We start from the raw sequence: 23579 nt of genomic DNA on the forward strand, positions 1-23579 counted from the left end.
AAACTGTGCGCTACGACGCCACAGTGAGCCGATTAGCCAGACTATTCGGCTCACTAAATGAGCCGAATACAGCCAACAAATATCATCGTGCCATTACGCCTAATTTCGGTACTATCCGGTTAACTCAGGATTACTGCAGGTTGGGAAATGGACTTCACCCCCGTCATCGCGCAGGTCTGGGGCATGCTGATCTGGTTCATTCCAGCTGCACTGCTGATCGGCCTGCTCAAATCACCTTGGGCCAAAGGCTACATTGGTGAACTCCTGGTGCAGCTGTTTGCCCATTGGCAGCTGGATAAGCAGACCTACCACCGCCTGCACAATGTCACGCTGAACACCCCAGACGGCACCACGCAGATCGACCACGTCTTCCTCTCGCCCTACGGCATCTTCGTGCTGGAAACGAAGAATATGAGCGGCTGGATCTTCGGCAGCGAAAAGCAGGCGCAGTGGACGCAGAAGCTCTACAAACGCACCTTCAAATTCCAGAACCCGCTGCGGCAGAACTACAAGCACCTCAAAGCCCTGGAAGCCACCCTTGGCGTTGATCCCGCGCACCTGCACTCGGTGATCACCTTTGTCGGCGGCAGCACCTTCAAAACCGAGGTGCCGGCCAACGTGACCCAGGGCATTGGCTTTATCCGCTATATCAAGTCATTCCAGCAGCCGCTATTCAGCGAGGCAGAAGTCGAAGCCATGCTGCAAGCCCTGCAAACCGGCCGCCACGCTCCAACCCGCGCCACCCACCGCAAGCATGTGCAAAACCTCAAACGCCGCAGTGATCCGACAGCCGAGCAGCAATGCCCGAAATGTGGCAGCGCACTGGTTATTCGCATCCGTAAAACTGGGGCCAATGCCGGTCAGCAGTTTTGGGGGTGCTCGACGTTCCCCAAGTGTCGAACAATTCAGAATCTTTAAGTGACAGAGCAATGAAAAGTTCAGAGCCCCCGGGCAAAAAATAGATCTGTCCCCTTTTTCTCTACTTTTTCTCTTTCTCTCGAGTACTACAAATGAGGGGATTCCCCCTAAGGATGGTCTGAAGTAGCCATGTATTTCTGGCTGACTTCAGCCCCGCCGATTTTGAAAGCGGCAAATCGATCAAAAACGATCAGATTACCCATTCATTTCTGTGTTTTTAGCCGCCGCGAGTAGCTCGCGGCAGCCATTTCCCGCATTACAGGCGCACCTCTCCTGCATTGGTCAGTAAATGTCGGCGTGCCATCCACAGGTTCGACAGCGCGAACAGCGTCACCAGTTGCGCCGTGTTCTTGGCCAAGCCACGGAAGCGTGTCTTTACATAACTGAACTGACGCTTGATCACCCGGAACGGGTGCTCAACCTTGGCGCGCACCTGGGCCTTGGCCTTCTCGATCTTGCGTTTGGCTTTGTACAGCGGGCTGCTCTTACCCAGCTTCTTATAGGTGCTGCGGCGGGCAGCAACCTGCCAGATCACCTCGCGCCCATCATGTTCGGGGCGCTTTTCGACGCCGGTATAACCCGCATCGGCGCACACCACGTTTTCCTCGCCGTGCAGCAACTTGTCGACCTGAGTGACATCCGCCACGTTGGCCGCCGTGCCTACCACGCTGTGTACCAGCCCCGACTCGTCATCCACGCCAATGTGCGCCTTCATGCCGAAGTAGTATTGGTTGCCCTTCTTGGCCTGGTGCATCTCTGGGTCCCGTTTGCCGTCCTTGTTCTTGGTCGAACTCGGCGCATTGATCAGCGTGGCATCGACGATGGTGCCTTGGCGCAACGACAGGCCACGGTCGCCAAGATAGCCATTGATGACGGCCAGGATGCCGGCAGCCAACTCATGTTTCTCCAGCAGACGACGGAAGTTGAGGATGGTGGTTTCGTCGGGGATACGTTCCAGACTCAGCCCGGCGAACTGCCGCAGGATAGTGGTCTCGTACAGCGCTTCTTCCATCGCCGGGTCGCTGTAGCCGAACCAGTTCTGCATCAGGTGCACACGTAGCATCGCCATCAGCGGATAGGCCGGCCGACCGCCTTCACCCTTGGGGTAATACGGTTCGATCAGTGCGATCAAACCCTTCCACGGCACCACCCGATCCATCTCGATCAGGAACAACTCTTTGCGGGTCTGCTTGCGTTTGCCGGCGTACTCGGCATCGGCGAAGGTCATTTGCTTCATCGGAAAACTCGGCGGGTGGCGTCCGGGCATTTTGCCAAAATCAGGAAGTCTTATTCAGAGTTTCCCTAAGCACTGCGTGCACTGAAAATTATCAACATAACCCTGAGGTAGAAAATGGAGTTCTCTAACGAGCAAAAATTGATTGTCACGCTTCTTACTGACATCCACGAAGCGCTGAAGATTCAAGATAGCGTTGACCCTCGCTTCGTACAGCGCATGGTTGTCGAGGATCAGACGTGGGCACTTGAGTGGAAGTATCCAGGTATGTTTCAAGAGTCTGAGGATGAAAAACCGCAAGTTCGGTTTGTTGCCAAAGTACTGGATATGTGGGAACGGCTTGAGTACCAGTTCAATAACTTCGATCCCGTCGAGAAGGCAGAGCTTGAGGAGAAGGCTGGAGTTTTCGGACGTGATGTCAGGTTTCGTGGTTTCGATGGAAATAACGAAACAGAAGAGCTGTCGATTACATCCATTTTTGTAGAGGATCTCGATCGTTGGTCTGACTTCAAAGGACGTAATTTCAACTCGCATATGAGATTGAGTGACGCTTATCGCCGGATGCTTGAGCGTTTTTCAGACCTACCACCGTACGACCGCGACCTCACAGTGGATGAAGTTGCGGAAGTGTTGTTTGAGCAGACTCACCCTGAGAATCGTTGAGGTTACTTGACTACCTTGTGCCACTTTCGGCACAGCAGCCAAAGAGTTTGAAGTTACGCCCTCAACACGACCAAGAAACCCAGCCATTGAGCTGGGTTTTTATCGCTCCCCCATTGGGTCGCCATAAAGCAGGCGCCATTGATTTGCCACTACACGATCAGTAGGATCGAGGCTCACACACAAGGAGCGTACCAATGCGTCTACCGTTCGCCGCTTTACTCGCAATGCTAGCCACCTCTGCACTCGCTGATGATGAGCAAAAGACCCAGCAGGTTATTGTTCAGCCGTTGGACACGATGAAAGCCTGTTACATGCAAAATGATGTCTACTCGAAGGGAATGATCGTCAACGTAGGTACAGCGACAATGCAGTGCCAACGGGGCAAGAATCATGGAATGAATGACGAGAGCCTGCCGCTTGAGTGGGTGAAGCTGGACTAAGCCAACGATCAAGTCGAACCAAAGATAAGGAGTGCGAGATGGGGGTAGAAATTGAACGGCGTCAGGGGCTGGACGTTCCTGAAGAGTGGCGGACCCTGCAAATCCCTGCCATTTGGATAGTCTCCATCAATGGCTACATGATGGGCGTATTCTTCAGCGCTGAAGAGGCAGGAGCTTACGCTGAGTTGCTTGAGTTGCGACTCGAGCAAGAACTCGAACTTGATGAGGATCAGGGTCCAGGCATACGTATTAACTAGAAGAGCCCCGCAATCAATGGGGCCCGAATAAATGGGGTCAGAGTGATTAATTTTTATTCACTCCGCCCCCTTAGGGATGGTCTGAAGTAGCCATGTATTTCTGGCTGACTTCAGCCCCCGCCGATTTTGAAAGCGGCAAATCGATCAAAAACGATCAGATTACCCATTCATTTCTGTGTTTTTAGCCGCCGCGAGTAGCTCGCGGCAGCCATTTCCCGCATTACAGGCGCACCTCTCCTGCATTGGTCAGTAAATGTCGGCGTGCCATCCACAGGTTCGACAGCGCGAACAGCGTCATCAGTTGCGCCGTGTTCTTGGCCAAGCCACGGAAGCGTGTCTTTACATAACTGAACTGACGCTTGAGCACCCGGAACGGGTGCTCAAGCTTGGCGCGCACCTGGGCCTTGGCCTTCTCGATCTTGCGTTTGGCTTTGTACAGCGGGCTGCTCTTACCCAGCTTCTTATAGGTGCTGCGGCGGGCAGCAACCTGCCAGATCACCTCGCGCCCATCATGTTCGGGGCGCTTTTCGACACCGGTATAACCCGCATCGGCGCACACCACGTTTTCCTCGCCGTGCAGCAACTTGTCGACCTGAGTGACATCCGCCACGTTGGCCGCCGTGCCTACCACGCTGTGTACCAGCCCCGACTCGTCATCCACGCCAATGTGCGCCTTCATGCCGAAGTAGTATTGGTTGCCCTTCTTGGCCTGGTGCATCTCTGGGTCGCGTTTGCCGTCCTTGTTCTTGGTCGAACTCGGCGCATTGATCAGCGTGGCATCGACGATGGTGCCTTGGCGCAACGACAGGCCACGGTCGCCAAGATAGCCATTGATGACGGCCAGGATGCCGGCAGCCAACTCATGTTTCTCCAGCAGACGACGGAAGTTGAGGATGGTGGTTTCGTCGGGGATACGTTCCAGACTCAGCCCGGCGAACTGCCGCAGGATAGTGGTCTCGTACAGCGCTTCTTCCATCGCCGGGTCGCTGTAGCCGAACCAGTTCTGCATCAGGTGCACACGTAGCATCGCCATCAGCGGATAGGCCGGCCGAGCGCCTTCACCCTTGGGGTAATACGGTTCGATCAGTGCGATCAAACCCTTCCACGGCACCACCCGATCCATCTCGATCAGGAACAACTCTTTGCGGGTCTGCTTGCGTTTGCCGGCGTGCTCGGCATCGGCGAAGGTCATTTGCTTCATCGGAAAACTCGGCGGGTGGCGTCCGGGCATTTTGCCAAAATCAGAAAGTCTTATTCAGAGTTTCCTTAGCGTTCTGTACGACCGTCGCCTATGTACACCCGCACCAACCGCATCTACTGCGCTCCCACTGTGGTCTGCACAGCATGAAAAGTACACCAGCGGTACAGCGCTAAGCTTCTAGCCCTTTCTCTAAATTACGCTCAACACCAGTAATCAAGCTACTGCCTCAACGTGCTGGCCCTACGCGTGCCGCCGCTGCGCGAGCGCCGCGAAGATATTCCGGCGCTGCTGGAACACCTGCTCGACGATATCGCCAACCGCTCGGCCCAGGCCCCGCTGGAAGTCGGCGACGACGCCCTCGCCCTGCTGAGCGCACAGCCCTGGCGCGGCAATGTGCGTGAGCTGCGCAACCTGCTGGAACGTGCGCAATTGGATGTCGACGTGTGCCTGGACGCACAAACCGTGCGGGCATTGTTGATCGATCCGGTGACGCCGGCGGTACACCCCCCTGCACCACCGCCAGCGGCCAGCGTGACGCAAACATTGGCGGAGCAACTGGCACAGGCCGAGCGCCAGGCGCTGATCGAAGCCCTGCACGCCACCGCAGGCAACCGCCAACAGGCTGCGGAACGTCTGGGCATTTCCCGCGCGGGGCTGTACGCCAAACTGGCGCTGCATGGGTTGGGTAAGCACGATTAAGCCAGGCTCAGCCCCGCCTAATGCGAACGCGATTCCCTGTAGGAGGCGCTTTAGCGGCGAGCTTTTAAATACTGTTATCGCGGCTAAAGCCCCTTCCCACGGTCTGTGCAGCACACAACATAAATCCAGATTCCTGGAATTTTTGCGACTCTATCAATCCATTTTCCTGGACTAATTCCAGAAATAAAGACACACCCTCTCCCCCGCAACCTCGCCAAATCACCCAGAATCCACGCCCCCCCCCTCAACTGCAAGCCTTTCACCCACCTCGACCAAAGTCGTAGGACTATCTGGCACAGCTTTCGCTCTAGTCTGCTTAACGCTTTGCCTCGCTGCCTGATTTCACGAGCAAGCTCATCAGCGTCGCCATAGAGCGCTGCTTAAAACAACAACAAAAGGAACCAGCCATGGGTACCCTCGGTATTCTGACTTCCCTCGCATTGTTGATGTACCTCGCCTATCGCAGCATCAACGTGCTGATCCTCGCCCCACTGCTGGCCCTGCTGGCATTGCTGTTTGCCGGCGATATTGGCCTGCTGCTGCCCACCTACACCCAGGTGTTTATGAAGGCCATGGGCGGCTATGTGATGCAGTTTTTCCCGCTGTTTCTGCTCGGCGCGCTGTTCGGCAAGCTGATGGATGATTCGGGCTCGGCCCGCGCCATCGCCCATGGCATCGTCGCCAAGGTCGGTAGCGAGCGAGCGATTCTGGCCATCGTGCTGGCGTGCGGCATCCTCACCTACGGCGGCGTGTCGCTGTTTGTCGTGGCATTCGCCGTGTACCCGATTGGCGCCGCGCTGTTCCGCGAGGCGGGCATTCCCAAGCGGCTGATCCCCGGCGCCATCGCTCTCGGCTCGTTCACCTTCACCATGACCGCCCTGCCCGGCACCCCGGCCATCCAGAACGCCATTCCCAACCCGTTTTTCGGCACCGATGCCTTTGCCGCACCGGGCCTGGGCGTGATTGCCGGGCTGATCATGTTCGGCCTCGGCACCTGGTGGCTCACCGCACAGTCGCGCAAGCTGATGGCTGCCGGTGAAGGCTACGGCGAGCACCGCGACGAGCCGGTGGCCGACAAATCGGTCGTCGAAGACCAGCGCACGATCCCCGGTTTCTGGCTGGCACTGCTGCCGATCTTTGTGGTGATCGGCCTGAACTTCCTGATGGCCAAGCAAATTCTGCCGAACCTCGACACCAGCTACCTGGCCAAACCGGAATTCGGCGGCCTGCAGGATGCAAAATCGCTGATCGGTATCTGGTCGATCATCGTCGCCCTGAGTGCGGCCATCCTGCTGTTGACCGCCATGCACTGGCAGCGCTGGATGGACCTGAAAAAGAGCGTCAACGACGGCGCGTTCGGCTCCATGCTGCCAATCCTCAACACTGCCGCCGAAGTGGGCTACGGCACGGTGATCGCCTCCCTGGCCGGCTTTGTGATCATCCGCGACCTGGTGCTCGGCGTCTCCGATAACCCACTGATCTCCGAAGCCGTAGCGGTGAATATTCTTGCCGGTATCACCGGTTCGGCGTCTGGCGGTATGTCGATTGCGCTGAAAACCCTCGGCGAGCAGTACCTGACCCTGGCCAACGCCGCCGGCATCAGCCCCGAGCTGCTGCACCGCGTTGCCGCCATGGCCTCCGGCTGCATGGACACCCTGCCGCATAACGGCGCGGTGATCTCGCTGCTGGCGATCTGCAAACTGACCCACCGCGAGTCGTACAAATTTATCTTCGTCAACACCGTGGCCTTCCCGATGGTGGCGCTCGTGGTCGTCATCACGCTCGGCACGATGTTTGGCAGTTTCTAAGTCACGACAACTGTAGGAGCGGGCCATGCCCGCGATAGATTTCGCGGGCATGGCCCGCTCCTACAGGGTGACGCCGTTTTCCCATCCCGCTTTATGAGTACCCGCAATGAGCAAGATCATGACCGCCGCAGCAGCTGTGGCGCGCATCCCCGATAACGCCAACCTGGCCACTGGCGGCTTTGTCGGCATCGGTTTCGCCGAGGAAATCGCCATCGCCCTGGAGCAGCGTTTTCTTGCTGAACAGGCGCCGCGCGACCTGACCCTGGTGTATGCCGCCGGCCAAGGCGACGGCAAAAGTCGCGGCCTCAACCACCTGGCCCATGAAGGCCTGGTGCGCCGGGTGATCGGCGGTCACTGGGGCCTGATACCGGGGCTGCAGAAGCTGGCGGTAGACAACCGCATTGAGGCCTACAACCTGCCGCAGGGGGTGATCTCCCAGCTGTTTCGCGACATAGCCGCCGGCAAGCCGGGACAGCTGTCGCGGGTCGGCCTAGGCACCTATGTCGATCCGCGCCACGGCGGCGGCAAGCTCAATGCGTGCACCACCATCGAGCTGGTACGGCTGATGCCGATCGACGGTGAGGACTACCTGTTCTACCCGACCTTCCCCATCCACGTGGCGGTGGTGCGCGCCACCAGCAGCGATGCCGACGGCAACCTGAGCTTCGAGCGCGAGGCGCTGACCATCGAGAGCCTGGCCATCGCCATGGCCGCGCGCAACTCAGGCGGGCTGGTGATCGCCCAGGTCGAGCGCCTGGGCGAACGCGGCTCGTTGAATGCCCGCGAAGTGAAAACCCCTGGGATTCTGGTCGACTGCGTGGTATTGGCCGAGCCGGCCAATCACCAGCAAACCTTTGCCACCGCCTACAACCCGGCCTTCGCCGGTGAAACCCGCGTACCGATGGACAGCCTCAAGGCCATGCCGCTGGATGTGCGCAAACTGATCGCCCGCCGCGCGGCGCTTGAGCTGAAAGCCGGTGCGGTGGTCAACCTGGGCATCGGCATGCCGGAAGGTGTGGCCGGGGTAGCGGCCGAAGAAGGCGTGATTGAGCGCCTGACCCTGACCGCCGAACCCGGTGTAATCGGCGGCATCCCCGCCTCGGGCCTGGATTTTGGCGCAGCCAGCAACCACAGCGCGCTGCTCGACCAGCCTTATCAGTTCGACTTCTACGACGGTGGCGGCCTGGATATCGCCTTTCTCGGCCTGGCCCAGGCTGATGCGGCGGGCAACCTCAACGTGTCCAAGTTCGGCTCACGCCTGGCCGGGGCCGGCGGTTTTATCAATATCAGCCAGAACGCCAAGCAGGTGGTATTCCTCGGCACCTTCAGCGCCGGGTCGCAGGATATCCGCATCGAGGACGGCCAGCTGCGCATCATCAAGGACGGCGAGCTGCGCAAGTTCGTTGCCGAGGTAGAACACCGCACCTTCGCCGGCCATCAGGCCGCCGAACGCGGCCAGCCGGTGCTCTATGTCACCGAGCGCTGCGTGCTCCGTCTGACCCTGGACGGTCTTGAGCTGATCGAAGTGGCGCCGGGCGTGGATATCCAGCGTGACATCCTCGACCGCATGGACTTCACCCCCATCGTGCATGCGCCACAGCTTATGGATGCGCGGCTGTTTCTGCCGGCAGCCATGGGCCTGAGCGAGCGATTGAATGCTGACTAGCGTTTGAGTGTGAGTTTACGGGCCCGCTGGGCCCGTTTTTTTGATCGCGAAGCCTGAATTGGCTTTAGTCGACATGCTCAGTTCTTGTAGGCCCCATCAGAATCGTAGGGTGGACCACGCTTCACCGGTCCACCATGGGCGGCCGAGGCGAATGCCAGTGGTGGAAATAAACAGCGATTTCCACCCTACGTATTTCCCTCTCAACGCTCGCCCACTTTGTGCCGCGCGGCATACAAGCACACCAATTCCATCGCCACGGTAGCGCCGGCCAGGGCAGTGACTTCGGCATGGTCGTAAGGCGGCGAAACTTCCACCACATCCATGCCGACCAGATTGATCCCACGCAGGGCACGGAGAATCTCCAGCGCCTGATGGCTGCTCAGGCCGCCGCACACCGGCGTGCCGGTGCCGGGGCAAAGGCCGGGTCGAGGCAGTCGATATCGAAGGTCAGGTACACCGGGTTATCGCCGACCCGCGCGCGGATCTGTGCGGCGATCTGTTCCGGTGTGCTGCGGTGCACCTGGCGCGCATCCAGCACCTGAAAACCCATCACGTCGTCATTGGTGGTGCGCAGGCCGATCTGCACCGAGCGAGACGGATCGACCAGCCCCTCGCGAGCGGCGTGGTAGAACATGGTGCCGTGGCTGACGCCCTGCTCGCTGTCATCGCTGTCCGGCCAGGTGTCGCTGTGCGCATCGAAGTGCACCAGCGACAGCGCGCCATATTTGCGCGCATGGGCCTTGAGCAGCGGGTAGCTGATGAAGTGGTCGCCGCCCAAGGTGAGCATGCCGCAGCCGGCGGCAACGATATGCTCGGCATGCGCCTCGATGGCCGCTGGAATCTTGTGCGGCAGAGCGTGATCGAAATTGCAGTCGCCGTAGTCGATCACCGCCAGGTGGTCGAAGGGGTCGAACTCCCAGGGGTAATGCCGCTCCCAGGCGCTGGTGATCGACGCCGCGCGAATCGCGCGCGGACCGAAGCGGGTGCCGGGCCGGTTGGTGGTGGCGGTGTCGAAGGGCACGCCGCTGACCACCAGGTCCACGCCCTGCAAGTCGCGGCTGTAGCGCCGGCGCATAAAGCTGGTGACGCCGGCATAGGTCGGCTCGGAGAAGGTGCCGTAGATGCTGTCGCGGGTAAAGGCCAGGTCGTTGCCGTTGAATGCTTCCATTGCCTTGTCCTCAATACTGACTGCGGAAAGTGGTCCAGATACGCGTGCGCTCACGCTGTTGGCGCAGCGGCATCAATTGCTCGGCAAACAGCCGCGCGCGCACCGCTTCACCTGGATAGATATCGGCATCGCCGCTGATCCCCGGGTCGACCAGCGCCGTGGCGGCCTGGTTGGCGTTGGCGAAGAACACGCTGTTGGTCAGCTCGGCGATGGCCTCGGGGCGCAGCATGTAGTCGATAAAGGCGTGGGCAGCCTTGGGGTGCGGCGCATCGGCCGGGATGGCCATGGTGTCGAACCACAGCAACGTGCCTTCACGCGGGATGCGGTACTGCACCTCGAACGGCTGCTTGGCCTCAGCGGCGTTGGCCGCCGCCATATAGGCGTCGCCGTTGTAGGTCAGCGCCAGGCAGATTTCGCCCTTGGCCAGGTCATTGATATGCCGTCCGGCGCCGACGTAGCGCAGGTTCGGTTGCAGCTGGGTGAGCAGCTGCGCCACCGCATCGAGGTCAGCGCGCGCGCTGCTGTAGGGGTCTTTGCCCAGGTAATTGAGAGCGATGCTGATCACTTCCTGTGGCGAGTCGATCACCGCGATGCCGCAATCCTTGAGCTTGCTGGCGTACTCGGGCTTGAACAGCAGATCCAGGCTGTTCAACGGCACGCCCGGCAAGCGTTGTTCCAACGCCTGACGGTTGAAACCGACGCCGACCGTGCCCCAGGTGTACGGCAGACCGTACTGGTTGCCGGGGTCGGCACTGGCGAGCTTGCTCAGCAGCGCCGGGTCGAGGTTCTCCAGATGTGGCAATTGCGTGCGGTCCAGCGCTTGCACGGCCTTGGCCTGAATCGCCCGGGCCAGGCCGCTGGAGGCCGGGAATACGACGTCATAACCGCTGCCGCCGGTCAGCAGTTTGCTGTCTAGGGCTTCGGCACTGTCAAAGATGTCGTATTTGACCGTGATCCCGGTTTCATCCTTAAAGCGCTGCAGGGCTTGCTCCGGTAGATAGGCGGACCAGCTGTACAGGTTCAAGGCTTTCTCTTCGGCCTGCGCGGCGACGGCGCAACACAGCAGTAACAGGGGCATGAGCGGACGCATGGCGAACAACCTCATCGGCGGTTAGTGGGCTGACGTCATCCTGTCGCGAGGTTTGCTTTGGATAAATATGAAGTGGCCTACGCTGGCATTGCCATTTATCAATGTTTAAGCGGATGAACGCGCTCGCTGCGCCAGCAGCCGACTAGTCTTGCTAGACCACCAAAGAGAACGGCGCGATGAGCGAGCTGCAGGTCGATGAACGCTTCTGGCTTGATGCCGACCAAGACAAACGTGACGCCGAAGGGCTCTGCGCCGCCCTGCACCAGCGCGCGCAAAGTGGCGCGCCAATGCGCGGCTTTCAGCTCAAGTACGCACAGCTGGCCGGCATCGATCTGGTCAACCACCACCAGCGCACGGGCTACGACCTGCGCGATTGCGATCTGTACCGTGCCGACCTGCAGAAAGCCCACCTGTTTGGCCTCGACCTGCGCGGCAGTTCGCTGATGAAAGCTGATCTGCGCGGCGCCAACCTACATTGCTGTGACCTGCGCGACTGCAACCTGCTCGGCGTGCAACTCGACGGCGCGCGCCTGGACAACGTGATCTGGGATCGGCGCCTGCGCCAGGAACGCCAGGGCAGTGCGCACCAGCGCCTCGGCGACACTGAAGCCGCCCGGCGCTGTTTTGAAGAGGCCGAGGAAACCTACCGCAACCTGCGCCTGCACCTGGAGAAAGCCGGGCTGTTCGAGCAGGCCGGGATATTTTTCCACCGCGAAATGGTCATGCGCCGTAGGCAACTGCCGCGCTACGGCGGTAGACGCCTGCTGTCCTGGCTGGTCGACCTGTTCAGCGGCTACGGCGAAAAGCCGCTGAACGTCGTGCTGTTCTCCATCGCACTGATCGTTTTCTGCGGCCTGCTGTACTTTCTGGTCGGCGTACAACACACCGGGCAAACCCTGGGCCTGGCTCTGGAACGCGGCTGGCTGGCCAACCTGGATGACCTCGGCGACTGCCTCTACTTCAGCGTGGTGACCTTCACCACTCTCGGCTACGGCGACATCACGCCCCACGGCCTGGCCCGCCCGATTGCCGCATTCGAGGCCTTTGCCGGCAGCTTTACCATGGCGCTGTTTGTCGTGGTGTTTGTAAAGAAGATGACCCGCTAGGCGAGTTGCATTGAGGAAAAATCAAGTGATCTACTGGCGCATCGACCATCAGCAATGTTTGGAGCCGGCATGCTCAGCCAGTTACGCGACCTTGACCTGCAGTTGCTGCGCCTGTTTGCCACCGTGGTGGAGTGCGGCGGTTTCAGTGCCGCGCAAGGCGAGCTGGGGATTGGTCAGTCGACCATCAGCACGCAGATGGCAAAGTTGGAAACCCGCCTGGGTTTTCGCCTGTGCGAGCGCGGCAAGGGCGGTTTTCGTCTGACGCCCAAAGGCGAGCAAGTGCTGAGCGCCACGCGCAAACTGTTCAGCGCCATCGACACCTTCAAGGGCGAAGCCCAGGGCATGGCCGACAAACTGTTGGGCGAGCTGCGTATCGGTTTGTCCGAAGGACTGGCAGCCAGCGTGCTGGAGCAGGTGGCCGAGGCCATTGGCCGCTTTCGCGGACGCAACCAGGCGGTGCAGATCGAGCTGCTCACGGCCATGCCGGCCGAGCTGGAACGGCGCCTGTTGCAGGGCCAGCTGCACCTGGCCATCGGCTATTTCTCCGGCAACCAGACCGCGCTGGATTATCAACCGCTGTTTCGTGAACGCCAGGTGCTGTTTTGCGCCAAAGGGCATGCGCTGTTCAGGCGCGCGCAGATCAGCCTGGACGATCTGCAGCAGGCCGACCGGGTGCAGCACCCCTACCGCTTTGTGCAGGTGCGCGAGCCGTTGCAAAGCTCACCCAGTTCGGCGCAGACCGAGCAACTCGACGGTGCGCTGGCATTTATCCTCTCTGGCCGGCATATCGGCTACCTCCCCGAACATATCGCCGCGCCCTGGTTGGCCAGCGGTCGCCTGCACGCATTACTGGCCGAGGAGCTGGGTTTTGAGGTGCAGTTTCTCCTGGCCAGCCATCGCGGCCAGCACCCCAGCGATGCGCAGCGGGCGTTTCGTGAGGATCTGATGCAGGCTTTTGTGACAGCGGAGAGCTAAAGCGCCAGGCGAGAGGCACACCGCCTGGCGCGGGACTGCTTAGCGCAACTGCGGTGGTTCAGGTGGCCGCTGCCAGTGTGCCGTCAGTTGGTCGATAGCGGCGATGGTGTGGATGATTTCCGCGTGGAGGGTGGCACCGCGTAACTCAGCCTCATGCGTATCAGGCTCTGCTTCGAGCTGTAGATGCGGATCAAACAGCCCGGCGGTGATCGGTTGCAACAGGTTCATGGCTCTCTCCTTGCCGCTCAACAGCGGCGTGACGGGGTCAGGAGGCAGTGCAATGAAGGGGCGAACGCCCTGAAGGTGGTTGTTATTGACCGGCGACAGAGTGACCGCGCATTCCATTGCGCAGGTTCAGGATTGCCCGGCTTGATGACCAGGGCATGACAGCGCGCCGCCGTTTTACAGTCTACCCGCAGCGGCGCAGGGTCAAGCGGCACCGCCAGGCGGTCAGCCGTGCGTGGCGAGCAAAGGCGGCATCGGGCAATCGAGAATATCCGCCACCGCACGCATCAGTTCAGCTTCGGCAGTGTTGATCTGGCCGTCATGCTCGATGCAACGCGCCATGGCCTTGAGCAACTGCGGCTTTTGCAACGGCCAGAGCAGGCTCAGGCGCCGCAGCGCTGGTTCAAGCGCCGATAAATTACTGGCGCTGGCCGGTAGCAGTTGCTCGAGCGGGAACGGCAGCTCACTGCTGGCATGCTTGAACGCGAGCTGCGCGGCTGACTCATCCACTCCGCCGGCACGGGCCAGCAATGACAGCACCACGCAGGTTTCATCGGCCAGCTCCGGCAGCTGATAGCGGCTGGTCTGCGCGCGCGCCTTCGACGTTGCGCTCGACAATGCGCAGCAGCGTCCACTCCAGCAGAGCAACCCGGCCATCGGCGCGAATCAACAGAGCCAGGTTGGCCTTGAGCGCGGTGAACTGATAGGCAGCCAGCTGCTTGAGGGCGGGCATGGCCAAGTCCAGCAGCGGCAAACGCATGCCAGGTGCCAGCTGACACAGCGGTTCGCGCAGCTGCTCAAGCTGCGCGGCAACCTCGGCAGCGATACGCGGCTGCAACAGCTGTAATTGCTGCGTCGCTTGCGCCTCGACTGGATCGAGCAGCAAGCCGTAAAGCAATGCCTGAGCGCCACTGCAGCAGTGCGCCGCCTCGCTCAGGGCAATATCCAGATGCGCCAGGGTGCTGCGCGCGGCCTGCAGATGGATTGCCAGCGGATCGCCAATGGCGCCAATCGCTTCGCTCGCCGAAGCTGCGCTCAAGCCCGCTGCAAAGGCGCTCAGATCATGCATCTCCACAGCTGAATCGCTGGCCACTGTCGCCGGCGTTACCGCGCTGATTTCTGCCACATGCGGATAACGACCATCCCAGCCCGGCGTAATACGGCGGATGCGCTGATCCAGGGGCGGGTGGGTGGCCAGCATGCCGTCCAGCGCCTGACGGACGCCGGCGGCAAAGTACATATGGCTGAATTCGGCTGCATGCCCGGCCTGCAGCTGCGAGCCGTACAGGTTGCAGCCAATCTTCTTTAACGCCCCGGCGATGCTGTCCGGATTGCGGGTGTACTGTACTGCCGAAGCATCGGCGAGAAACTCGCGCTGGCGACTCACGGCAGCCTTGATCAGGTTGCAAAAAAAGGTCCCGGCATAGCCCAGCACCCACAGCGTAACGCCGATGGCGAGCACAACTGCCACCGAGTTGTCGCGACTGGAGCGGCTACCGCGCCCGCTGCTGCGCAGCAGAAAACCGCCAATCAGCCCCAGCAGCAGAATGCCGTGCAGCACCGAGACCAGGCGCGTATTGAGGCGCATATCGCCGTGAAAGATATGACTGAACTCATGGGCGATCACCCCCTGCAACTCATCGCGACTGAGCTGACAGATCGCCCCTCGGGTAATTCCGATCACCGCATCCTGCGGCGTCAGGCCGGCGGCAAAGGCGTTGATCCCGGCATCATCAAGCACATACACCGGCGGCACCGAGGTGCCCGAGGCCAACGCCATTTCCTCCACCACATTGAGCAGCCGGCGCTCTTCGAGGTTCTGCGGCGACAGGTTGATCAAACGCCCACCAAGGCGCTCGGCAATCGCCTGGCCACCACGGCTCAGCTGCAGCTGCTTGTACAGGCTACCCAGCAGCACCACGCCGATCACCACCAGCGCGACGCAACCCACCAGTGGCCAACTGGGCAATACGCTGTTCGGTGTATCACTGGCCAACCACAGCGAGCTGTGACTCTGACCAAAGAGCTGCCAGACCAGCCCCAGCACCAGACTGGTCAGAGTGATCAGACTAAGTACCGCCAGCGCCATCAGAATCAGCAGACGCCCGCTGTTACGCCGGGCGCGATCCTGTTGCTCGAAGAAATTCATCGTGCCGAGCCCTTAACCTAGAACGACACCTTCGGCGCTTCCTGAATCGCCGCGCTGTCGGCGAACTCCAGCAGGCTGGCATCCTGGGCGTGGCCAAAGCTGGCGGCCAGCAATACCGGCGGGAACCCCTGCTTGTAGGTGTTGTAGGCCATCACCGCATCGTTGAAGGCCTGACGGGCAAAGGCCACCTTGTTCTCGGTGCTGCTCAGCTCTTCACTGAGTTGCTGCATATTCGCCGAGGCCTTGAGGTCGGGATAAGCCTCAAGCGTGACATTCAGGCGACCCAGGGCGCTATTGAGCAACCCTTCCGCCCCACCCAGCTGCGCCATGCTCTGCGCATTACCCGGCTGCGCCGCAGCGGCCTTGAGCCCGGTCACCGCGTTGTTACGCGCGGCAATCACCGCCTCTAGGGTTTCCCGCTCATGGGCCATATAACCCTTCGCGGTTTCCACCAGATTGGGGATCAGGTCATAACGGCGCTTGAGCTGCACCTCGATCTGCGCAAAGGCGTTCTGAAAGCGGTTACGCAAGGTCACCAGCTGGTTGTAGATGCCAATCACGTAAAAGATCAGCGCGGCAACAACCGCCAGGATAATCAGCGTGGAGATGGACATGAGGGGAAATCCTTATCGCATGCGGGAGAGGAGCAGATGGTAGCGGAAAAGTGCCGCAACGAATGCTCACCTGCGCACCCTAGCAACACGCCAGAGGCCGCTTTGGCGGTAAAGCCAACTTATGTCGCGTCATGCCGCCTGGCTATGACGGAAAAACCGCTTGGCAAAATAGACCGACCGGTCTATATATTTAGCCCATGAAAAAGACCTCGACCCGCGACAAGCTGATTCACGCCATGGCCGACGCCCTGCAACGCAAGGGGCTACACGGCGCTGGTCTGAGTGAGCTGCTGGAAATTGCCGGCGCGCCCAAGGGCAGCCTGTATCACCACTTCCCTGGCGGTAAAAGCGAGCTGGCAGTGGCGGCGATCGACCATATCAGCCGGCATATCGACAGCCTGTTCAGCCAGCTTTTTACTCAGCAAACCGATCCCCTCAAGGCGCTGCACAACTGGTTGCAAGGCGCGCTGCTGCAACTGGAGAACAGCCAGTTTGAACGCGGTTGCCCGCTGGCCACCATCGCCCTGGAAAGCGGCCCGGAAGATGTGGAAATTCGCGCTGCCCTGCAGCGCAGTTTCACCGCTGTGCGCCAGGCGTTGAGTGCGCAACTGCATGCCTACGGCTACCCCTGCGAACAGGCGGATAACCTCGCCGCGCTGTTTGTCGCGCTGTATGAGGGCGGGCTGCTGCAAGCCCGCGTGGCCGGTAGCAGCGAGCCACTAAAGCGTGCCGCCACTGCCCTGTTCAACCTGACCCGCGAACAGTTTCCGGGAGGAGTCCGCCCATGAATACCCCTGCCATTCTTAGCGAGACCGTGCAGTTGCCGGCGCTCGACGGTTATCCGCTGACCGCCACCCTGTATCACGCCCCGGAGCCGGTCGCGCAGCTGGTGATTGCCGGCGCCACTGGTGTACCCCAGGGTTTCTACCGACGCTTTGCCGAGTACGCAGCCCAGCGCGGTTACAGCACCCTGACCCTCGATTACCGCGGTATCGGTCAATCAAAACCGGCCAGCCTGCGCGGCTTCAAGATGGACTATCTGGATTGGGCCCATCTCGATCTGGCGGCAGCCGTTGATCAGCACCGTCATCCGCAGCGGCCGCTGTATATGGTTGGCCATTCCTTTGGCGGGCATGCCTTCGGTCTGCTGCCAAACCATGATCAGGTACAGGGTTTCTACACATTCGGCACCGGGGCCGGCTGGCATGGCTGGATGCCCAAAGCCGAGCAACTGCGCGTGCTGACCATGTGGCGGCTGATCGGCCCACTGCTGACCCGTTACAAAGGCTACCTGGCCTGGAGCAAGCTGGGCATGGGCGAAGATTTACCGCTGGGCGTGTACAAGCAGTGGAAACGCTGGTGCAGCTATCCGCGCTACTTCTTCGAAGACCCGCAGATGCCAGGCCTCGCCGAGCGTTTCGCTCAGGTCAGCACGCCGATCATTGCCGCTAACGCGCTGGACGACCTGTGGGCCCCGCCCGCCTCGCGCGATGCTTTTATGGCCGCTTACAGCGCCGCGCCCTATCAGGCGCGCACCATCGATTCAGCCACCAGCATCGGCGCGATTGGCCATATGGGCTACTTCCGTCCGTCGGCGCAGTCGCTATGGGAGGAAACGCTGAACTGGTTTGCCGAGCTACAGACCCAACGCCAGGCTGCCTGAACAGCCCCTAGCACAGGAGGTTTCGCTGATGAGCATGGTTCCCGCAGGCTTTAGCCCGCTATTCAGAAGCAGCCCCTTCCTTGATTTGCTCGGGCCGATCTACAACCAGCGCAGCGCCAAGGGCCTGGTTATTGGTCTGCGTGCCGAGGAGAAACACTGCAATGCGCGCGGCCTGGTACATGGCGGTGTACTCAGCAGCCTGGCCGATGTGGCCCTGGGCTATAACAGCGCTTTCGCCGAAGAGCCACCAACCCCGCTGGTCACCAGCAGCCTGACTATCGATTACGCCGGCACCGCCAAACTCGGCGACTGGATCAGCATCGAAACCGATGTGCAGAAGGTCGGCAAAAGCCTGGCGTTTGCCAATTGCTATTTTGTCGTCGAGTCGGTGCGTATTGCTCGGGCGAGCGCGGTATTCAGCGTGCTAACGCGATAACTTCGATATATCGAGAAGGGTGGCGGCCATGAAGGCAGGCCACAAAAACGCCGGGAGCGTTTTTGCGCGCAAGCCCCGGAGGGTGAGGCGCATGGATGCGCTGAGCACAAAAAAGAAAACCCCGCATTGCGGGGCCTTTGCAGACTGTTTGCTGACATCCTTGATCTGCTTGCCGTCCTGGCAGCTGTCCCACGTATCCTTGTTGCTAAAGTGCGCTTCCTGCGCGACGTCCATGGGAAGCAGATTAGTCGCCGGCCGGTACCCGGCATAGTGGCGATCTGCAGCACGCCGTGTAAGCCATAGCCTACAAAGCACCTTTGCGAGTAAAACCAAGCAAACGCTCGGCTTTATTTTGTGACGCAGGTCTTGTTAGACTCGATCTTGCCTTACAAAAACAACAGGCCCCGTCAACGGCGGTCATTGGGGCCACACATGCGCTCATTGCTTATTGCCATCGGCTGCCTGACAGCCAGCATCAGCCTACCCACCCTGGCCAACGGGCAGAACCAGCTTTCCGATCCCAAAGCCGCCGTGCAACTGTTCTGGAGCCAACTTTACGGCCAGGGCGGCAGCACGCTGTACTGCGGTAAAGAGTTCACTGAAGAAAGCGGCCAGCTCAAGGCCAGCCCGATCTACAGCAGCAAACAACTGAAAAGCGCGCTGCGCTGCGTCACTGACCGCCAGTGCGGGATCATGAATCCGCGCTACGTCTATATGGCCGCCGACCTGCACAACCTTTACCCGGCACTAACCCGCGTCGAGCTGGTGCGGCGCAATGCGCAGTTCGGCGATCTGGATGACAGCGTACCGAGCAAGTTCGCCGACATCGGCTGCGACATGAAAACCAGCTTCCAGCTAGTGGAACCGCGCGATGAGGCCAAGGGCAACGTGGCACGAGCGATCTTCTATATGCATGTCGAGTACGACCTGCCCATCGTCGGCCAGGTGCAGGTGTACAAGAAGTGGCACCAGATGGACCCGCCGGACGCCGAAGAAAAGGCGCGCAACGACAAGATTGCCGGCCTGCAAGGCACCCGCAACCGCTTTATCGACAACCCCGAACTGGCCGAGCAGCAGATCAATAACTGATCGATTTCATGCAGAGCCTGTTTAAGGTCTAGCGAGCTAGAGACATGCAAGGCAAAAACAGGCGAGGAAGCGGAGTGTACGAGTTGTACATGAGCATTCCGAGCCTGTTTTTAACGCCGCAGGGCCGACGCGCAGCAGGCCTTAACAGGCTATGAGCGGCGTGGCTTGTGCGATGAACGCAGCTTATAGCGATCGCCTGGATGGATCAGCCGGGCGTAGCTGATTAGATGCTCATCCGACCAGGTTCGCCGGATCACGCTCAGGCATGGCGCGGCCACTTCGATAGCCAGCCAGTCGGCCACCTGCTGATCGACCAACACCGCCTCGACCACATGCTCGACATCGGAAATCGGGCAGCTGCTGACCAGCACCTCGTTGGGTGTCTGCCGAGAGAAATCACTGTCCAGGTAATGCGGCACCCAGCGCGGATTGACGAAGCGGTCTTCCAGCTGGATCGGCACGCCATCCTCACGGTGCACCAGAATGCTGTGAAACACCTCCGCGCCCAGCCGCAGGCCCAGACGCAGCGCCACCTCATCATCCGCCGCCAGCGCCTCACAGCGAATGATGTCATTGCTGTAGGCATGCCCACGGCCGCGCACTTCATTGGCGATATTCAGCACTTCATGCAGCGATGATTCGGCCTTGCGGTCGGTGACGAAGGTGCCCAGCCCAGCCTGGCGCAGCAGGTAGCCCTTCTGCACCAGGTCGCGAATGGCCTTGTTAGCGGTCATCCGGCTGACCCCGAAATCCCGCGCAAGCTGCTCTTCCGGCGGAATCTGATGATTGACCGGATAAGCGCCGCTGTGGATGCGCTCCAGCAGGAACGCTTCAATCGCCTTGTAGCGCGGGGTTGTACTGCTCACAGCGGCTCCTTGGAGTGGTCCCGGTGCGCGGATAATAACCGGCTTACCTGCCCTCTCCCACCATGGAAAGGGCCGCACGGTTCACGCCAGCGATGGCAATACCCCGTTCGGCAACAACGGGGTCAACACACGCTCGGCGAGCAAGGCATTAGCCGCTTCGATATCCGGGGCGAAGAAGCGGTCTTCCACGTAATACGGCACCTGCGCACGCAGGGCCTGACGCGCCTGTTCCAGCAACGGCGAGCTTTTCAGCCCTTCGCGGAAGTCCAGGCCCTGGCAGGCGCCCAGCCATTCGATGGCCAGCACGCCCCGGGTGTTGGCGGCCATCTCCCACAGGCGCTTGCCGGCGGCCGGGGCCATGGACACGTGATCTTCCTGGTTGGCCGAAGTTGGCAGGCTGTCGACGCTGTGCGGATGGGCCAGGGCCTTGTTTTCGCTGGCCAGGGCGGCGGCGGTGACCTGGGCGATCATAAAGCCGGAATTCACCCCGCCATTGGCCACCAGAAACGGCGGCAGCTGCGACATATGTTTGTCCATCATCAGCGAAGTACGCCGTTCGCTCAGCGAGGCGATCTCGGCAATGGCCAGGGCGATATTGTCGGCGGCCATGGCCACCGGCTCGGCGTGGAAGTTGCCACCGGAAATCACCTCGCCTTCGGCAGCGAACACCAGCGGGTTATCCGAGACCGCGTTGGCTTCCACCGCCAGCACCTCAGCGGCCTGGCGCAACTGAGTCAGGCAGGCGCCCATCACCTGCGGCTGGCAACGCAACGAGTACGGATCCTGTACCTTGTCGCAGGCTTCGTGAGAGCGGCCCACTTCGCTGCTGTCACCCAGCAAATGACGATAAACCGCCGCCGCGTCGATCTGCCCGCGCTGACCACGCGCAGCATGGATGCGCGCATCAAACGGCGCACGCGAACCCAAGGCAGCCTCGACAGTCAGGCCGCCGCAGACGGTGGCCGCAGCGAACAAGTCTTCGGCCTCGAACAACCCGCGCAAGGCATAGGCCGTGGACACCTGGGTGCCGTTAAGCAGCGCCAGACCTTCCTTGGCGGCCAGGGTCATTGGCTGCAAACCGGCGATGGCCAGCGCTTCGGTGGCCGGCAGCCACTGGCCCTTGTGCCGCGCCTGGCTTTCGCCGAGCAGTACCAGCGACATATGCGCCAGTGGCGCGAGGTCGCCGGAGGCACCGACCGAGCCTTTGACGGGGATATGCGGGTAAACCTCGGCATTGATCAGGGCGATCAGCGCCTCGACCACCTGCCGGCGAATGCCAGAGAAACCGCGCGCCAGGCTGTTGACCTTCAGCAACATGATCAGCCGCACCATGGCGTCGTCCAGCGGCTCGCCGATGCCCGCGGCGTGCGACAGCACCAGGGAGCGCTGCAATTTTTCCAGGTCCTCGGTGGCGATGCGGGTCGAGGCCAGCAGGCCGAAACCGGTATTGATGCCGTAGGCGGTGCGGCCTTCGGCGATGATGCCGTTGACACAAGCCACACTGGCCTCAATGGCCGGGTAGGCCGACGCTGCCAGGTTCAGGCGCAGCGGTGCCTGGTAGGCGGCGCGCAGCTGGGCCAGGGTCAACTGGCCGGGGTGCAGGGTGAACAGGCTCATGCTTGGGCTCCTTGGGTAGCGGCGATCATTGGCAGGTCAAGGCCCTGCTCGCGAGCGCACTCTACGGCAATCTCATATCCGGCATCGGCGTGGCGCATCACCCCGGTGCCTGGGTCGTTGCGCAATACGCGGCCGAGACGGGCGCGGGCTTGCGGGGTGCCGTCGGCGACTATCACCACCCCGGAATGCTGCGAGTAGCCCATTCCGACGCCGCCACCATGATGCAGCGAGACCCAGGTCGCACCACCTGCGGTATTCAGCAGGGCGTTGAGCAGCGGCCAATCGGAGACGGCATCGGAACCATCCATCATCGACTCGGTTTCACGGTTGGGGCTGGCCACCGAGCCGGAGTCCAGGTGGTCGCGACCGATGACGATCGGCGCTTTCAGCTCGCCGCTGGCGACCATGTCGTTGAAGGCCTGGGCCAGGCGCGCGCGGTCCTTCAGACCGACCCAGCAGATCCGCGCCGGCAGGCCCTGGAAGCTGATGCGCTCGCGGGCCATGTCCAGCCAGTTGTGCAGGTGGGCGTCGTCCGGGATCAACTCTTTCACTTTCGCATCGGTCTTGTAGATGTCCTCAGGGTCGCCGGACAGCGCCACCCAGCGAAACGGGCCGATGCCCTGGCAGAACAGCGGACGGATATAGGCCGGGACGAAACCGGGGAAGTCGAAGGCGTTATCGACCCCCTCCTGCAGGGCCATCTGGCGGATATTGTTGCCGTAGTCGAAGGTCGGCACGCCCATCTGCTGGAAGGCCAGCATGGCGCGCACATGCACGGCCATGGACTGCTTGGCAGCCTTGACCACCACGGCCTCCTCGGTCTTGCCGCGGGCCACGTACTCGTCCCAGCTCCAGCCGATTGGCAGGTAGCCGTGGCGCGGATCGTGGGCGCTGGTCTGGTCGGTGACCATATCCGGGTGCACACCGCGCTTGACCAGCTCCGGCAGAATCTCCGCAGCATTGCCGCACAGAGCGATGGAGATGGCCTTACCTTCGCCGGTGTACTTGTCGATACGCGCCAGGGCGTCATTGAGGTCAGTGGCCTGCTCATCGACGTAGCGGGTCTTCAGGCGGAAATCGATGCGGCTCTGCTGACATTCGATATTCAGCGAGCAGGCGCCGGCCAGGGTTGCCGCCAGTGGCTGCGCGCCGCCCATGCCGCCCAGGCCCGCGGTCAGAACCCAACGGCCCTTGAGGTCGCCGCCGTAGTGCTGGCGACCGGCCTCGACGAAGGTTTCATAGGTGCCCTGGACGATGCCCTGGCTGCCGATATAGATCCAGCTGCCGGCGGTCATCTGGCCGTACATGGCCAGGCCCTTGGCATCCAGCTCGTTGAAGTGCTCCCAGGTGGCCCAGTGCGGCACCAAGTTGGAGTTGGCCAGCAGCACCCGCGGCGCGTCCTTGTGGGTCTCGAACACGCCCACCGGCTTGCCGGACTGGATCAGCAGGGTCTGGTTGTCTTCCAGGCGGGTCAGCACCTCGACGATCTTGTCATAGCATTCCCAGTTGCGCGCGGCGCGGCCGATGCCACCATACACCACCAGCTCCTTGGGGTTCTCGGCCACTTCCGGGTCGAGATTGTTCATCAGCATGCGCAGCGGCGCTTCGGTCAGCCAGCTCTTGGCGGTCAGCGTGGTGCCACGGGCGGCGCGGATTTCGGTATCGCGGAAACGGGTCATGGCAGGCTCCTGTAGT

General features: G+C 61.1%; 23 protein-coding genes and 2 pseudogenes. 13 read left to right on the forward strand and 12 right to left on the reverse strand.

Going from position 1 to position 23579, the window contains the following annotated elements; genetic code table 11:
• Nucleotides 1-147: 147 nt before the first annotated feature.
• Nucleotides 148-918, forward strand: a complete 771-nt coding sequence (locus BLW24_RS05250; RefSeq protein WP_090377573.1) for a nuclease-related domain-containing protein — start codon at nt 148-150, stop codon at nt 916-918.
• Between the two features lie 256 nt (nt 919-1174).
• On the opposite strand, the gene BLW24_RS05255 is transcribed toward BLW24_RS05250, so the two are convergent.
• Nucleotides 1175-2155, reverse strand: a complete 981-nt coding sequence (locus BLW24_RS05255; RefSeq protein ID WP_090375425.1) for an IS5 family transposase — start codon at nt 2153-2155, stop codon at nt 1175-1177.
• Nucleotides 2156-2269: 114 nt separating this feature from the next.
• Between BLW24_RS05255 and BLW24_RS05260 the strand changes: the two genes are divergently transcribed.
• The 3 genes from BLW24_RS05260 (at nt 2270) to BLW24_RS05270 (ending at nt 3512) form a co-directional block, all read left to right on the forward strand.
• Nucleotides 2270-2815 (forward strand): YfbU family protein, encoded by a 546-nt coding sequence (locus tag BLW24_RS05260; RefSeq protein ID WP_090377576.1) that lies wholly within the window; start codon nt 2270-2272, stop codon nt 2813-2815.
• Nucleotides 2816-3009: 194 nt separating this feature from the next.
• Nucleotides 3010-3255: a DUF1496 domain-containing protein gene (locus BLW24_RS05265; protein ID WP_090377579.1), complete on the forward strand. Its 246-nt coding sequence runs from the start codon at nt 3010-3012 to the stop codon at nt 3253-3255.
• Nucleotides 3256-3293: 38 nt separating this feature from the next.
• Nucleotides 3294-3512: a hypothetical protein gene (locus BLW24_RS05270; protein WP_090377582.1), complete on the forward strand. Its 219-nt coding sequence runs from the start codon at nt 3294-3296 to the stop codon at nt 3510-3512.
• A 220-nt stretch (nt 3513-3732) separates the two neighbouring features.
• On the opposite strand, the gene BLW24_RS05275 is transcribed toward BLW24_RS05270, so the two are convergent.
• A complete protein-coding gene (locus BLW24_RS05275) occupies nt 3733-4713 on the reverse strand; it encodes an IS5 family transposase (RefSeq protein WP_090377585.1) in 981 nt (326 codons plus the stop codon).
• 219 nt (nt 4714-4932) lie between these two features.
• Here BLW24_RS05275 and BLW24_RS05280 point away from each other — a divergent pair.
• From BLW24_RS05280 to BLW24_RS05290, 3 genes and pseudogenes are all read left to right on the forward strand, one after another.
• A pseudogene (locus BLW24_RS05280) lies at nt 4933-5412 on the forward strand (AAA-type ATPase lid domain-containing protein); the annotation flags it as partial.
• 407 nt (nt 5413-5819) lie between these two features.
• Nucleotides 5820-7220: a GntP family permease gene (locus tag BLW24_RS05285; protein ID WP_090377592.1), complete on the forward strand. Its 1401-nt coding sequence runs from the start codon at nt 5820-5822 to the stop codon at nt 7218-7220.
• Between the two features lie 106 nt (nt 7221-7326).
• Nucleotides 7327-8886, forward strand: coding sequence for an acyl CoA:acetate/3-ketoacid CoA transferase (locus tag BLW24_RS05290; RefSeq protein ID WP_090377595.1), 1560 nt, complete (start codon nt 7327-7329; stop codon nt 8884-8886).
• A 200-nt stretch (nt 8887-9086) separates the two neighbouring features.
• Here the strand turns inward: BLW24_RS05290 and speB are convergent.
• Nucleotides 9087-10054 (reverse strand): annotated as a pseudogene (gene speB, locus BLW24_RS05295) (agmatinase).
• A 10-nt stretch (nt 10055-10064) separates the two neighbouring features.
• The gene (locus tag BLW24_RS05300; protein WP_090377598.1) at nt 10065-11144 is read right to left on the reverse strand and encodes an extracellular solute-binding protein; all 1080 of its coding nucleotides are present in this window, start codon (nt 11142-11144) and stop codon (nt 10065-10067) included.
• A gap of 176 nt (nt 11145-11320) precedes the next feature.
• On the opposite strand from BLW24_RS05300, the gene BLW24_RS05305 reads away from it, so the two are divergent.
• Both BLW24_RS05305 and BLW24_RS05310 read left to right on the forward strand, forming a co-directional pair.
• Nucleotides 11321-12250 carry an ion channel gene (locus tag BLW24_RS05305; RefSeq protein ID WP_090377601.1) on the forward strand — a complete coding sequence of 310 codons (930 nt, stop codon included), beginning with the start codon at nt 11321-11323 and terminating at the stop codon, nt 12248-12250.
• Between the two features lie 69 nt (nt 12251-12319).
• Nucleotides 12320-13225, forward strand: coding sequence for a LysR family transcriptional regulator (locus BLW24_RS05310; protein WP_090377604.1), 906 nt, complete (start codon nt 12320-12322; stop codon nt 13223-13225).
• A 39-nt stretch (nt 13226-13264) separates the two neighbouring features.
• Here the strand turns inward: BLW24_RS05310 and BLW24_RS05315 are convergent, their stop codons facing one another.
• The 4 genes from BLW24_RS05315 to BLW24_RS05325 all read right to left on the reverse strand — a co-directional run bounded on the left by BLW24_RS05315 (nt 13265) and on the right by BLW24_RS05325 (nt 16213).
• The gene (locus BLW24_RS05315; RefSeq protein WP_090377607.1) at nt 13265-13453 is read right to left on the reverse strand and encodes a hypothetical protein; all 189 of its coding nucleotides are present in this window, start codon (nt 13451-13453) and stop codon (nt 13265-13267) included.
• 222 nt (nt 13454-13675) lie between these two features.
• Nucleotides 13676-14068, reverse strand: a complete 393-nt coding sequence (locus tag BLW24_RS26950; protein WP_338062046.1) for a hypothetical protein — start codon at nt 14066-14068, stop codon at nt 13676-13678.
• Nucleotides 14001-15599, reverse strand: a complete 1599-nt coding sequence (locus BLW24_RS05320) for a M48 family metallopeptidase (RefSeq protein ID WP_338062047.1) — start codon at nt 15597-15599, stop codon at nt 14001-14003. Before BLW24_RS05320 ends, BLW24_RS26950 begins: the two co-directional genes overlap by 68 nt.
• A gap of 17 nt (nt 15600-15616) precedes the next feature.
• A complete protein-coding gene (locus BLW24_RS05325) occupies nt 15617-16213 on the reverse strand; it encodes a LemA family protein (RefSeq protein ID WP_090377610.1) in 597 nt (198 codons plus the stop codon).
• 197 nt (nt 16214-16410) lie between these two features.
• Here BLW24_RS05325 and BLW24_RS05330 point away from each other — a divergent pair, with 197 nt between their 5' ends.
• Genes BLW24_RS05330 through BLW24_RS05340 form a run of 3 tightly spaced genes read left to right on the forward strand, consistent with a single transcriptional unit; the run spans nt 16411 to nt 18312 of the window.
• Nucleotides 16411-17001 (forward strand): TetR/AcrR family transcriptional regulator, encoded by a 591-nt coding sequence (locus BLW24_RS05330; RefSeq protein ID WP_090377613.1) that lies wholly within the window; start codon nt 16411-16413, stop codon nt 16999-17001.
• Nucleotides 16998-17876, forward strand: coding sequence for an alpha/beta hydrolase family protein (locus BLW24_RS05335; protein WP_090377616.1), 879 nt, complete (start codon nt 16998-17000; stop codon nt 17874-17876). The genes BLW24_RS05330 and BLW24_RS05335 overlap by 4 nt, the downstream gene beginning before the upstream one ends.
• A 28-nt stretch (nt 17877-17904) precedes the next feature.
• A complete protein-coding gene (locus BLW24_RS05340) occupies nt 17905-18312 on the forward strand; it encodes a PaaI family thioesterase (RefSeq protein WP_090377619.1) in 408 nt (135 codons plus the stop codon).
• On the opposite strand, the gene BLW24_RS05345 is transcribed toward BLW24_RS05340, so the two are convergent.
• A complete protein-coding gene (locus BLW24_RS05345; protein WP_090377621.1) occupies nt 18301-18546 on the reverse strand; it encodes a hypothetical protein in 246 nt (81 codons plus the stop codon). The genes BLW24_RS05340 and BLW24_RS05345 overlap by 12 nt on opposite strands.
• 198 nt (nt 18547-18744) lie before the next feature.
• Between BLW24_RS05345 and BLW24_RS05350 the strand changes: the two genes are divergently transcribed.
• Complete coding sequence (locus tag BLW24_RS05350) at nt 18745-19401, forward strand: endonuclease I family protein (protein WP_090377624.1); 657 nt, start codon at nt 18745-18747, stop codon at nt 19399-19401.
• Nucleotides 19402-19550: 149 nt separating this feature from the next.
• Here the strand turns inward: BLW24_RS05350 and hutC are convergent, their stop codons facing one another.
• The 3 genes from hutC to hutU all read right to left on the reverse strand — a co-directional run bounded on the left by hutC (nt 19551) and on the right by hutU (nt 23563).
• Nucleotides 19551-20267 (reverse strand): histidine utilization repressor, encoded by a 717-nt coding sequence (gene hutC, locus BLW24_RS05355; RefSeq protein ID WP_090377627.1) that lies wholly within the window; start codon nt 20265-20267, stop codon nt 19551-19553.
• Between the two features lie 81 nt (nt 20268-20348).
• The gene (hutH, locus tag BLW24_RS05360) at nt 20349-21884 is read right to left on the reverse strand and encodes a histidine ammonia-lyase (protein ID WP_090377630.1); all 1536 of its coding nucleotides are present in this window, start codon (nt 21882-21884) and stop codon (nt 20349-20351) included.
• Nucleotides 21881-23563, reverse strand: coding sequence for a urocanate hydratase (hutU, locus tag BLW24_RS05365; protein WP_090377633.1), 1683 nt, complete (start codon nt 23561-23563; stop codon nt 21881-21883). The genes hutH and hutU overlap by 4 nt, the downstream gene beginning before the upstream one ends.
• Nucleotides 23564-23579: the final 16 nt, after the last annotated feature.

It is taken from the genome of Pseudomonas anguilliseptica (assembly GCF_900105355.1).
GTDB classification, from domain to species: Bacteria; Pseudomonadota; Gammaproteobacteria; order Pseudomonadales; family Pseudomonadaceae; genus Aquipseudomonas; species Aquipseudomonas anguilliseptica.